Source organism: Ferrithrix thermotolerans DSM 19514 (assembly GCF_900128965.1).
In the GTDB taxonomy this organism is placed as follows: domain Bacteria; phylum Actinomycetota; class Acidimicrobiia; order Acidimicrobiales; family Acidimicrobiaceae; genus Ferrithrix; species Ferrithrix thermotolerans.
The window spans coordinates 17,991-30,279 of sequence record NZ_FQUL01000029.1; the positions used below are offsets into that span (position 1 = coordinate 17,991).

Annotated in this window: 9 protein-coding genes and 1 pseudogene; 2 read left to right on the forward strand and 8 right to left on the reverse strand. The window is 51.4% G+C overall.

The annotated features are described in order from the left end of the window. Nucleotides 1–105: 105 nt before the first annotated feature. Nucleotides 106–2,370: an aconitate hydratase gene (locus tag BUA24_RS08890; protein ID WP_072791511.1), complete on the reverse strand. Its 2,265-nt coding sequence runs from the start codon at nt 2,368–2,370 to the stop codon at nt 106–108. Between BUA24_RS08890 and BUA24_RS13425 the strand changes: the two are divergent. Further along, nucleotides 2,364–2,606 (forward strand): annotated as a pseudogene (locus BUA24_RS13425) (GntR family transcriptional regulator); the annotation flags it as partial. The gene BUA24_RS08890 and the pseudogene BUA24_RS13425 overlap by 7 nt on opposite strands. Before the next feature lie 6 nt (nt 2,607–2,612). Then, nucleotides 2,613–3,170, forward strand: a complete 558-nt coding sequence (locus BUA24_RS08895) for a GntR family transcriptional regulator (protein ID WP_245790392.1) — start codon at nt 2,613–2,615, stop codon at nt 3,168–3,170. A gap of 11 nt (nt 3,171–3,181) precedes the next feature. On the opposite strand, the gene BUA24_RS08900 is transcribed toward BUA24_RS08895, so the two are convergent. The 7 genes from BUA24_RS08900 to BUA24_RS08930 form a co-directional block, all read right to left on the reverse strand. Next, nucleotides 3,182–4,111, reverse strand: a complete 930-nt coding sequence (locus tag BUA24_RS08900) for a lysophospholipid acyltransferase family protein (RefSeq protein ID WP_072791516.1) — start codon at nt 4,109–4,111, stop codon at nt 3,182–3,184. A gap of 2 nt (nt 4,112–4,113) precedes the next feature. After that, a complete protein-coding gene (gene larAH / locus BUA24_RS08905) occupies nt 4,114–5,703 on the reverse strand; it encodes an NPN-dependent hydroxyacid isomerase, LarAH14/15/16 family (protein WP_072791519.1) in 1,590 nt (529 codons plus the stop codon). After that, nucleotides 5,693–6,952, reverse strand: a complete 1,260-nt coding sequence (locus BUA24_RS08910) for a zinc-dependent alcohol dehydrogenase (protein ID WP_072791522.1) — start codon at nt 6,950–6,952, stop codon at nt 5,693–5,695. Before BUA24_RS08910 ends, larAH begins: the two co-directional genes overlap by 11 nt. 2 nt (nt 6,953–6,954) lie before the next feature. Beyond that, nucleotides 6,955–9,285 (reverse strand): HAD-IB family phosphatase, encoded by a 2,331-nt coding sequence (locus BUA24_RS08915; RefSeq protein WP_072791525.1) that lies wholly within the window; start codon nt 9,283–9,285, stop codon nt 6,955–6,957. A gap of 50 nt (nt 9,286–9,335) precedes the next feature. Continuing rightward, complete coding sequence (locus BUA24_RS08920; RefSeq protein ID WP_072791528.1) at nt 9,336–9,824, reverse strand: hypothetical protein; 489 nt, start codon at nt 9,822–9,824, stop codon at nt 9,336–9,338. A 126-nt stretch (nt 9,825–9,950) separates the two neighbouring features. Beyond that, on the reverse strand, nt 9,951–10,706 hold the full coding sequence (locus BUA24_RS08925; protein WP_084660372.1) for an ABC transporter ATP-binding protein: 756 nt from the start codon (nt 10,704–10,706) through the stop codon (nt 9,951–9,953). A gap of 343 nt (nt 10,707–11,049) precedes the next feature. Then, nucleotides 11,050–11,841 carry a hypothetical protein gene (locus BUA24_RS08930; RefSeq protein WP_143146486.1) on the reverse strand — a complete coding sequence of 264 codons (792 nt, stop codon included), beginning with the start codon at nt 11,839–11,841 and terminating at the stop codon, nt 11,050–11,052. Nucleotides 11,842–12,289 lie beyond the last annotated feature (448 nt).

The following is a 12,289-nucleotide window of genomic DNA, read 5'->3' on the forward strand; positions in this document are numbered from 1 at the left end:
ACAAGAGATGGGTTTTAAGAGTACCTTTGTTGATTTCCAGATAAAGCGCATGACCTGATGGTGCTATCGTCTTTAGTCCTTAGCATAAAAAGGCCTCGCCAGCCTTCAAGCTCGCCGCTCTTGCTTGATTACATTTAGCGCGCTACCAGCTCGAAACCACTCAATGTGTCGCTCATTCATGGTGTGATTCACACTGAAGCTCTCTGTCGACCCATCTGGCTTGTGGAGGAGGCAGTCGATCGCCTTGTTGGGCGTTAGACGTTCTAGATCCAAGATGTCTATCGTGTCGTATGGACCGATATGTTCGTAAAACGCAGGATCAGCGAAGGTGAGGGGCAGTAAGCCCTGCTTTTTGAGGTTTGTCTCGTGGATCCGGGCAAATGAACGGGCGATGATCGCCTTTGCACCCATGTAACGCGGCTCTAATGCTGCGTGCTCCCTAGATGAACCCTCGCCGTAGTTTTCGTCGCCGATGGCGACCCAATACATTCCAGCTTCTTTGTAATGGCTAGCGATCTCAGGTAACGGCTCCTCTTGGTTGTGAACCTTGCAGATGCCATAACCAGGGCGCTTAGAGAAAGCGTTGTTGACCGACAAAAAGAGGTTTTTTGAGATGTTTTGGAGGTGCCCCCGGTACCTAAGCCAGGGTCCTGCGGCCGAGATATGATCCGTTGTGCACTTTCCCGCTGCCTTCATTAGAACCGCAAGGCCGATGAACGTCTCTTTGTTCCAGGGTTCAAACGGTTCAAGTGCCTGAAGCCTCTCGGAGTCGGGTCGTATGGTGACGGTGACAGAGGCTCTGTCGTTTGGAGGCGTTATAAACCCTGATCCTTCTGGTTCGAAGCCAGAAACCGGTAGCTCTTCTCCCTCGGGAGGTTCAAGCACGGTTCCGTCTAACGCGTCAAGAAGCGGATTGAACTTCAGGGTCCCAGAGAGAGCGTACGCCACAACCGTCTCAGGCGATGCGATAAAGGCGTAGGTAGAGGCGAGACCGTCGTTCCTCTTTGGAAAGTTTCTGTTGTACGAAGTGAGGATGGAGTTTTTGACTCCTTCAGTCACGTCGGTACGCTTCCACTGTCCGATGCAGGGTCCACAGGCGTTTGCCAGAACTATCGCTCCAATCTCCTCCAGGGGAGCTAGGAGTCCGTCGCGCTCTACTGTTCGGCGTACTCGCTCTGAACCTGGTGTGACTAAGAGTGGCACCTTTGCCTTGAGTCCTCTGGCTATAGCCTGCCTGGCTACGTGTGATGCGCGAGCTATGTCTTCGTAGGAAGAGTTGGTGCAGGATCCAACGAGACAGTACGAGAGCTCTGTCGGCCATCCATTTTGTTCCGCTTCGTCTCCTATCTGAGAGACCGTTCTTCCAAGGTCAGGAGTATGGGGCCCAACGATGTTCGGTTCGAGCTTGCTGAGGTCGATCTCAATTACTTGATCGAAGTACTGCTCAGGGTTGTCTTCGACCTCAGGGTCGGCTTGTAGAAGGTGACAATATCTAGTGGCGAGTTCTGCTATCTCGTCCCTCTTGGTGCTTCTTAGGTACGAAGCGCTGTGGTCGTCAAAGGGAAAGATGGAGCAGGTGGCTCCGATCTCGGCTCCCATGTTGCAGATCGTGGCCTTGCCAGTGGCAGATATGCTTCGAGCACCGTCGCCGAAGTACTCAATTACTGCACCGGTCCCCCCCTTTACCGTAAGGATCTCGGCGACTCGTAGGATTATGTCCTTGGGGGAACACCAGCCACTTAACGTTCCGGTGAGCTTTACTCCTATGACCTTTGGAACCTTCAGCTCTAAGGTATCGCCTACCATGACGTCGACAGCGTCAGCGCCACCTACGCCGATGGCTACCATGCCCAATCCACCGGCGTTTGGGGTGTGGGAGTCGGTACCGATGATCATACCCCCGGGGAACGCATACTGTTCAAGAACTACCTGGTGAATAATTCCTGATCCAGGCTGCCAAAATCCGATATTGTACTTTGCTGCCACAGACTTTAAGAAGTCGTAGACCTCCTTATTTGAGACCTCGGCGCTTTGAAGATCCTGATCGGCTCCGAGCTGAGCCGTTATTAGATGATCGCAGTGGATGGAAGACGGGACCTTTACCTCATCGAGTCCTGCGGTCATGAACTGTAAAAGTGCCATCTGTGCGGTTGCGTCCTGCATCGCAACGCGATCCGGTCTGAACTGGGCGTAAGACATCCCTCTTACAAAGGGTTCTGAACTGGGATCGTCAAGGTGGGCGAACAGAACTTTTTCTGCATAGGTGAGCGGTCTACCCAGCCTATCTCTCGCCACCTCGTAGCTACGAGTCAGGGTCTCATAGAGCTGTTGGATAGATGCGATGTCGGTAGACGAGCTAGCTAATGTCATATGTCTCTCCTTCAGATCTATGTTATAATACAAGTATAAGACATGTGAGACTGCCGCGCTATCTGAAGATAGCGCAAGAGATACGATTAGCGATAGAGAGCGAAGCATACGTAAAGGGAGAGCTTCTCCCTTCTGAGTCAAGCTTGTCCAAAGGGTTCGACGCCTCGCGGGTGACCGTTCGAAAAGCGCTTGAGACCTTGAGGGAAGAAGGACTTGTTGAGCCTCGACATGGGAGTGGGTGGTTGGTAAGACCTCAACCGGTTCCTCAGTCTCTCGGTGCGTTCATAACTCTTGAAGAGCAGCTAGAGAACGTTGGTATGGAGCCAACGAGGAAGGTTCTATCTTCACGCCGAGTAGTTGCTTCAGGAAGACAAGAAGAGGTTTTGGGGTCTGGTGAACTCTTAGAGGTAGAAAGGCTTAATCTAGCGGATGGAGTGCCATTTGCTCGGGTCACTGTTTGGCTGAGTATTGAACTGGCCAAGGACTTCTCGCTAAGCGATCTTGAAGATAAGTCTTTCTATGAGCTCCTGAGCAACTCGCCGTCTTTGCTTAGACCGCTAACCTCTGCGGTTCAAACGATAGCTGCCTCCTTGATGAGCGACTCCGACGCAGAGATATTACAGGTCCCTCCCCGTTCCGCTGCCCTTCGCTGCGAGAGAATAACCTTTGACACTATGGGTCATCCAGTACTACTATCAGAGTTTGTGTTTCCCGGGCCAAAGACCGAGTTTGTGTCTGCGCTCGTTCCCGCTGCAGGAGCGAGTACGTCTACAAGTGCTCTAAGACTGATCAAGCGCTGATTGCCAATAGGCTAAGTTTTTTTACTCGAACCGAAGTACCTGGGCCACTTGGGGGATGTATGGCGCTTGGGTGCTTGCGCGCTTCTGTTCCACTCTGCAATCCAGCTACCTCGATCCTTGGGTGTGAGGCTTAGATGTTCGTCCTGATATCTTGCGAGTTGGGCATCCCAGTAGTTATCGTGAACCTCGCGGGACAGTACAGCGACCGCTGCCTCTATCTCTTTGGTAAGGTTGCGTGCATCTTTGTCCGTGGGGTCTATTGGACTGCCGAAGACGATGCGCGTCTTTCCTGGCCGTATTCTCTCGGAGTTCTTACCAAGTATCTCAAAGGTTCCTTCAAGGTAGATCGGAACCACAGGTGTCCCGCTCTTTAGCGCCAGTTGGGCAACACCACCTTTGAAGCTCTGACCTAGGCCGTCTTGTGTGCGACCTCCCTCTGGAAAGATCAAAAGTGACCAACCCTTTCTTATCAGCTCGGTTGATAGCTCAGCTGACCGTCGATTTACACGATTGCGTTCGATGGGGATTGCACCCAGTAAACCTGACCACAGATAAGACTTCCACCTTCTGTCAAAGAAGTAGTCTGCACCGGCTGCGACAACGCAACGATGGCGAAAACGTTCTGGTAGGTTGCAAAGGAGTAGGGGAGTGTCTAAGTGGCTAGCGTGGTTGCTCGCAAATATGAGTGGACCCTTTAGATCGTTGACCCTATCTAGTCCATAGACCTCTGGGGACGCTATTAGCTTGGTCGCTGGGCGTAGCAGGTTGTCCAAGAGCAAGGCTCGCAGTAGACGAATGGGATACTTCCTGGCCCACTCTGTGTCAAAAGATGTACCTAGTGGGTCTTTGTAGCGCTCTACAGGTAGCGTGCCAGGTACCTTTGCTCTTCGAAAAGGGAACTCCGACAGCACTTTGGTGATCTTGGGTAGCTCTTTAGACATGACTATATCACCTTTGCCATCACAAGAGGGGGTGAGTGGAGATGGGTAATAGAGGGATCTGGTCCCACGACAGACTTAGCCATCTCGATGGCGTCCATCATCGTAGAGGCAGGCTGAAAACCAAGCCTTCTTGTAGCTTTGGGGTCGCCTCCTAAAATGATAACCCCACCTAGATGATCAAGAGCGTGTGCTCCCCAGTACCACATGTAAAAGGGGTGGACACCATGGTATGCGTTGCCTTTGCGATAGAGATGAATGTACCAAGGGTCATTCGCAAAGCTCTCTTCAAATCGCTTTTCAATCTCTTTGGGGTCGGTTGTCTCGGTTAACACCTGCTCGTAGAAGTCTATGTAAGAGGGATGGAACGCTGGATCGAACTCTGCCTTGTTGGGATGGGAGATTATCACAACACCACCTGGCCGAACAAGTGGTTTCCCGATGTACATGTTGAAAAAATATCCCAGTGCCAGACAGTAGACGAGAATGGGATTCATAATCGAGTTGACGTTGTATGGTCCAACGAATGGAAGGCCCATAGTCAAGATATCGCTTTGCCCCTCAACATTTACCAGCTGCTGAGAGAAGACTTTGTCCAACGTCTTTGCATGAACCGCCTCTACCTCCCCGGCGTTGATGCCTGTTAGTTTGTACGGAGAGCGTATCTTATGCATTATGTCCCTGCTTATCCAGTCTGGCGATGCTTGCAGAGAGGTGGAGGACGCTATGAAAGCGGTCCTGTCTTTGAGGTTCCACTCCCACTCACGCTTAGAGAGGAACTCAAAGGGCTTGGGAAAGGTGTCGGTGTTTAAGGTGGTCTCTATCTGGAAGATCTTTACTCCTTGAGACGCAATGTGGCGCCCCATGCGCCAGTTTGAGGTGTGTAGCTCTGAGTTGTGCATGTCCATAAAGGACTTTGAGTGAACCATTGTCTTTACGTTATGGTGGTGACGGATTGAACGGTACGAGGCGAGGCCGGTAGCGACCGACTTATGCCCCCCATCCATGGATACCAGGTTGATGTTCACGTACACCAACAGGTCAGCCTCAGCAGCGAGTTTGTTGATCTCTACGACCTCCCCGTGTTCTGTGGTGCCGAGATCCACCAGGTTTGAAGGGTCCTCAGCGTCATGTTGCAATAGGCGCTTTCTTGGATGAAATGCATCGTACACCCGAGCCCCGAGAGCATGACGTAGTTCGCCCTCGGTCATGCGTCGATGAAGAGCAAGAGCGGCGATGAGATATACATCATCGACACCATGTTCAGCGGCCTTTTCCAGTACCGCCTCGATGACCATCTGACGGACATCTGGGGCCTGCATCTGTGGTAGAGGTAGGGAGACGTCGTCAAAGGCGATTACGAGTCGCATACCTTTATGCAGTAGCGCCGACAGGGGCTTGGAGTCACCAGTCGGACTCTCAAGGGCCTGGGCGATCGCTGACTTTGGATCCTTGATTGGCTCCTGAGGCTCGGGAGGATATAGTATCCTTGCGCCTTTGGGAAACCGCTCTAACCGGTAACTATTTCCGTGCCACATCAAAATTGGTGGTGTAGACCGATCGACTTCAAGTACAAATCCTGGCCTAGAGGTCATCTTTTCCTTTCCAAACTGATTTGGATTTACGCAGGTCGAATACTACTTTGATAGCGTCGTGACTCCCAGCTCGAGCTGCTTTCTCTAAAGCGTCGACGTAGTTCTCAAGCGGATATCTGTGGCTAACCATCCAACCAAGTCTTAGCGTCTTCATAGCACAAAGCGCTAGGTCGAAGGTGCGTATGGAGACTTGGCCGTCTCTATCTTCTGTTGCAGACAGACACTCGGTAAGGTCAAGGTGTGTAAAGCGTTCTTTGGGGAGCACCTCGACACCGTATGCGTAGCTGCCCTTTAGGCTAACCTCTCTGTGCCAGAGAGGCGTTAGATCTATGTCTACCTGGGAAGGCATTCCCACCGCCACGACCTGACCTCCAGGCCTAACAGAGCTGATGGAACTCGAAAGCGACTTGCTACTTCCTACGCAGTCAAAGACAACGTCGTATCCCCCTGACAGCCAGCCGCCTTTGCGAAATGAGTGACTTAGGCGTCTGGCGGAGCGTTCTAGTTCATCCTCGGCGACTATCTGAGTTGCCCCCAGTCGGCTTGCGGCAGCTCTTTGGCTTGAGTATTTTGCGACCACGCTGATCGATAGCTTTGGAAATAGGTACGCCAAGGAGGCAAGCGTTAGTAAGCCCACCGTCCCGGCTCCCACAACTGCAACGTTTTCCGTGCCATGAAGCACCGTAGACTGTACAGAGTGAAGTGCGCACGCCAAAGGCTCGACTAGTACTGCGTCCTCATCGGATAGTGAGTCATCCACCGGCCAAAGCTGTGAACGGTGCGCTACCAACTCTTGCGACCATCCACCTCCTGTTGACTTGCAGTACCCGATCTGAATTCCCTCTTTTATATTCCCTGCCGCTACCGACTCGCATAACTCATCTTTTCCGTCTCGGCAGAATCTGCAAAGAGGTAGGTCTCTTGCCTTACACGTCAAGGCTGATTCGACGACGACTCTAGTACCTGTGTCGAGCGATACTCCCACGATCTCGTGACCGGGGGTAAAGGGGAACGAGACTAGTGGTTCGAAGTATCGAGTCGTAGATGCAAAGACGGTTGCAAGGTCAGAACCACAGATACCACTTAGCAGTGGGCGAACTCTTACCCATTGAGAGTTTGGTAGGCCGGGAGGGTCGACGTCCTTTATCGACAGCGGTCCCCACTTAAGTGACGCTGTGGCGGAGGTGCCAGCGAGCAACTTCGCGCTTGCCATTCGTCTTAGATTCTGTTCTATAACAAGTGATCTCATCTCTACTGGTTCACCTTTGCTATAGGCAGATAGATGGAGGATGCACCTTTAGCTCTAGACCAGTTCTCTATCCGCCATCCTCGCCGCCGAGCGATATTGAGGAGCTTTACCTCAGGATTGACACATACCGCGGTACCTGCCCGCTCGAGCATGGGAAGGTCTGATGTGCCGTCTGCGTAAGCGATGGTCTGGTCGTCCGATAGGCCATATTTTCGGGCGAGCTGGGACAGTATCTCTGCGCGAGCTTCGCCGATTGGCGGCGTACCGGGTACCTGACCAGTTAGGGTGCCGTTGTCAAACTCGGTCATCTCGGCACTAACGATCTCATCAAATAACGGTTCCAAGGGTCTCACGACGAAATCTAAAGCACCGGTAATTAGGACGGTCTTATGTCCAAGTCTTCTGTGTTGACGGACTCTCCATATTGCGTCAGGAAAGGCTTTTGTCAACAGATACTCATTCAGCAACGACCACGAGTCCTCTTTAAGCAACTCGCTTTCGGCGTTCTCGTAACGGCGGTAGAAGTACCTTAGAAACTCCCCACGATCTTTCCGGTCTAAAGACAGTAGTGAAGGAGCCTCGGCCAAGAGAGATGCAACAAGTGCTACCTTCTCGGAGCCCTTCAACCTCCGGGTGGCAAGATAAGCAAAGGAATCCACCACGTTAGCGGCTATGACGGTGTTCTCTAAGTCAAAGGCTACCAGTCGGGGCTCGTCGGTAAGGATAGACCTCAACTGCCGTTCGGACCGTCTCTTGGAAGACGTTGAGGTCTTTTCTGGGTGAGTCTTTACCCTTGAGTGTTCTACCACAGAGGGAAGGTGTACCTTGCTTACGAACTCAGACCACACAACCTGTCTGGGGTCGAAGTTAAAGTACTCCAGATCCGTATCGCTAAGGTGAGTCTTGAGCGCATCAAGATGATCTACCAAGTAGTTTGCCTCGCACTCTGCGTAAGAGCCGTAGAGCTCGACGTAGGTGAGGGCTCTTTCAACCTCAAGCCTTTTTGACTCGAGATCTTTGGTGAAGTTTAACCTCGATCCCCTTAGGGGCAGAAGCGACGACACGTCTTCTAGGACACCTAACACTTTCGCTGCACGATTTACCTCGTTTTGCACCTTGCTTCGTCCAGGCGAAGACCACTTTGGAAGCGATATGGGCTGCCCTTTATCGTCATAGAGAGGGTTTTGTTGAAAGTAGTCCCTCACCATATTCACCAGGGACTCGTAACGCAATGGATTTACTGAACCAGAGGCGACGTGGTAGTAGTTGGTTCTTTCATCTGCCCCTTTGGCAGCTACGGCAAGGATTGCGGATACGACGAGATCGACCGGAATGACGTCGATGACACCCTCTGGCACACCTGGAAACTCCTTCAACAACCCCTTTGCGAATGAGATGATAATAGGCTCAGCCATGCGAAAGCCTCTTATCCAGCCGGGAAAAGGCTGTATCAGAGATGACTCGATAATCGACGGCCGAACAACGGAGACTCCGATGTCTAATACGGCTTCACTCAGTGCTATCTCCCCCAGAGCCTTTGAGTAAGCGTATGCGTCGGGCCAGCCGAGGCTGGATGCTCTCGCTCGACCGAGTTCGACCATCTTTGTCCTAACCCACTCTTTGCGCAACTTCTCACATCGCTCAGCAAGTATGGCCACGCCGGCTGAGCCTACCTCTCTACGAGATCGACGCTGAAACTCTTCTAGGTTCTTTGGATCTCTGCTTTTGCGTTCGATCTCGTCACGTAGCTGCCTGGCTGCATCTACCTCTGCTCTCCAGTTGACGTCTGGATACAAAGGATTGTTGGCTAGCGAGATCTCTGGGGCATCACCTCGTCTTGACCCTGCCACATAGGCGGTTGACACCGCTATGAAGTGCCGATTTTCTCGAGAGGATGGAGCATCGTTGAAGGTTTTAGCAACTCTTGATGGACCAAGAAGGTTGACCTCAACCGCAGAGTCCAGCGGAGCGTCAAAACTCACTGTCGCTGCTGAGTGAATTGCGATGTCACATTCTCCAAGGATCGCAAGGTCTTTGTCCGATAGGCCAAGACCATCTTTGGAGACATCACCAGAGACCACTCGAATGCGCTCTTGAACTAAGGCGTCGAACTCTTTCGATCCAATACGGTCGCGCAAAGAGTCGAAGCAGTTGTTCTTTAGTATCTCCCTTTGGAAGCGAGCCTCGGGGGAGGATCTTCTTCCACCTCTTATCAGCAAAACTACGTCTGTATTAGGGAGTGTCCGCAGAATGCGCTCGATAAGGGCGGTGCCTACGAAACCGGTGCCCCCAGTTATAAAGACGGTTTTGCCCTCAAGCCCCTCAAGAATCAAACTTCCTCACCCTCTAAATCAGATAAAGTGCAACTTTGAGCAAGCTTAGGCTAGTTGTTTTTCTTTGTTCTCCTACGCGATGATTGGGGAGGGGTGTACCTTTTGGATGGGGCGGGGACTGGTTTGCCGCCTTTTGAACCCGTTTTTGCGGCTAACTTGGCAGCCTGTCTCTCTTCCCGGCGCCGTTCTGCCTCCTCGCGTCTCGCTGCGATGGTCTTTGGGTCCCTTTTGAATGCAGTGAAGGCTCCAAATGCAAGGGCAGGAAACCCCAGTAGGATACTGTTACCCCAGGGACCAAAGGCCAAGATCATAAACAAAGCTCCGCCGATTAGACGTCTTGAGAAAAGCAGTCCAATTAGTGCCGCCACGACCATCGCAACTCCAACCAGCAGATACTCAAGAGGATGTGCCCCTTTGGCAGCCTTATACGTATTTGGCGAGACGATGAATGGTAACCAGGTAAAGAGAAATCCGGCAAGGGTGAACACGGCGATAGCAGCACCGATCTGCTTTTCACGCTTTGTAAGGTAGGTAGACACATTCTTATTCTAGATGGATCATGATCACAAGGGCGAGTCCTAATATCTGTGCTGGCTGTAGGCAGATCTTTGAAGATGCGCTAACGCCGCTGCGTGTTGGGTCGCCTATACAAGAGGCAAATTCCCCTACATCCAACCAGAAGATGCGGAGAGAATAAGCTCCTTGGTGTATGGGTGATTCGGACTTTCAAAGAGTTCCTCGGTGTCTGCGTACTCTATAAGTTCTCCCCGCAAGATAACAGCGGTGTGTTTTGAGAGCGAGCGAACTGCGCTTAGGTCGTGAGATACTATAACCAAGGTTCCTCCATCTCTAAGAAAACCCTCTTGGATGGTGTCCACTATCTTTAATTTCGATACGACATCCAAGGAGCTCAGTGGTTCATCCGCTACGAGCACATCCGGCCTCGTCGTCAACGCTCGTGCGATCGAAGCTCTCTGCAGCTGACCACCGGATAGCTCGCTTGGCCGTCTTGACGCCAGCACCGGGGAGAGCCCCACCTTTTCAAAGGCTTCTGCAAGTAACTGTGAGCCCTCTGACTCTGAGAACTTTAGGTGAAGTGGTTCAAGAATGGAGCGTCCCACAGTCCAAGTTGGATCAAAACTGTCCTTTGGGTCCTGGAGCAAGAGCTGCACGCGACCTTTGGTGAGTTTGATTATGTCCCCTTTTTGTCCCTGGAACCTTATTTCGCCAGAGGTCGGTCTTGTAAGACCGCAAAGAATTTGAACAAGGGTACTTTTTCCCGACCCAGATTCACCTATTACAGCTAAAGAGTCACCTGCTTCGATGACTAACGAGATGTCTGAAAGTGCAACTACTTCTCTTTGGTCAGAATGGAACGATTTGCTTAGGTGTTCTAGCTCATATAACGGAGGGATAGTCATCTAAAGAGAATCTTACTTGTATTACTTGAGCGTCAATGTCGAGGGACTGTTAGTTCCGGGGAGTCGCATCGGCGCCGAAGAAACTGCAATCTTTCTGTTTGGTGGTGGAAGTTGAAACCGCAGCTTAAGGAGTATGACCTTGGCGCTTGTGGATCCCACGTAAGGTTCCTTTCCCAAGCTAAGGACAAATCTTTTAGTTGCGTTTCACCTCAAGGATCTATTTCCTCGGAGTGCTCTAAGGCCGTCGCCGAAGTTTCGGTGACAACTATAGAGAACGTAGCGGCTCGCTAGGGCTTGCGTTAGGGGTGACGGCAACTTTGGACTTATGTCCGTACTATTTCTACTATGACTTTGAATCAGACTTTGTTTTGTTGTTGGCACCGACAGTCTCCTCGCGCACAACTACGAAGTCTTGGGTATGTGAGTTGACCCTCCACCATGTGACCGTATTGCCAGTGTAGGCTGGGTTAGCACCACAAACGGTAGTCGTAAATAGGTATCCATGCCGAAAGATTGGATCGCCTCCTATCTCCGGACTCTCCTGGTTCGCCGCATTTGGAGCATTCAGTAAGGACCAGTTTCCCTCGATATAGGCGATCACGGCACCTCGGAAACAACCGCCTCCTGTCTCTTGAACCAAAAAGGCGGGACTCGATAGTCCAGATAGCCTCGCTACTGGAATCTTTGTAAAGGCTAGATATATCTCTCCGTCTGGAAAGCCAAAGGGTGCGCTAAGTGCGGCTTCTGTTTCCCACAGGCCTTTTGATGAGTATTGGTAGATCTTTATGGGTAGATGATCAGGTGCCCATGGATAAGCTACCAGGGCGAAGTAGTGTCCGTTGAAGAAGACCGGTGTACTCCTTGCTGCCACGAACTGGCTCTCGTTAGACCCTGTTATGAGTGCGGGAACGTGGTTGAGTCGAGCGTCGGAGTAGTAGGTAGCCTGCGTCGAGGCTAGAAGTCGAGTTAGACTAAACTCTATAGACGTCATCTTCTTTTTATTTTGCTGTTGCTTAGAGATCTGATGAGATTGAACTTGGCCTCCAGGTGCCGAGACAGCGGATGTCCCAGAACCACATGCCGAAACAAGCACGCTACATCCAACCACAAAAAAGGTTCTTTGACGCTTTTTCATGCGATGATTTATCCCCTTTTGCATTTACTTGTTGTTACAAGATAGACCCTCCTAAGACGCCTGCCTCTAAGTCTTGCTTCAGATAATATCGGCTTAACCCAACTTTCGCAATTTCTTCCCGAATTCATGTCCATCCTGTGGATATCTAGGGGTGTGAAGGTGTTATCCACAGGGGTGTTGTAAGGTTTGGGCTGGTGGGATACTAGGCGGGGTATATTTGGTTTGTCGTGTAGTGGCCTAAGGATTTATATAGTCGGTATGATTTGCATGATCTATGTGTATCCACTGGTAGCATCTGTCCTATCTATATCAGGGCCGTCGACACCAAGACCAAGACGGGAAAGACCTACACCAAGTATCAGTTGATCGAGTCCTATCGAAGTGAGAAGGGGCCGAGACAGCGTATCATCTTGACGCTTACCGACTTTGATCTCGATAAGCCTCTCTG

Coding starts and splice junctions, on each gene's coding strand:
- BUA24_RS08890 (WP_072791511.1), bottom strand. CDS start 2,370: ATGACATTAGCTAGCTCGTCTACCGACATCGCATCTATCCAACAGCTC.
- BUA24_RS08900 (WP_072791516.1), bottom strand. CDS start 4,111: ATGTCTAAAGAGCTACCCAAGATCACCAAAGTGCTGTCGGAGTTCCCT.
- larAH (WP_072791519.1), bottom strand. CDS start 5,703: ATGACCTCTAGGCCAGGATTTGTACTTGAAGTCGATCGGTCTACACCA.
- BUA24_RS08910 (WP_072791522.1), bottom strand. CDS start 6,952: ATGAGATCACTTGTTATAGAACAGAATCTAAGACGAATGGCAAGCGCG.
- BUA24_RS08925 (WP_084660372.1), bottom strand. CDS start 10,706: ATGACTATCCCTCCGTTATATGAGCTAGAACACCTAAGCAAATCGTTC.
- BUA24_RS08930 (WP_143146486.1), bottom strand. CDS start 11,841: ATGAAAAAGCGTCAAAGAACCTTTTTTGTGGTTGGATGTAGCGTGCTT.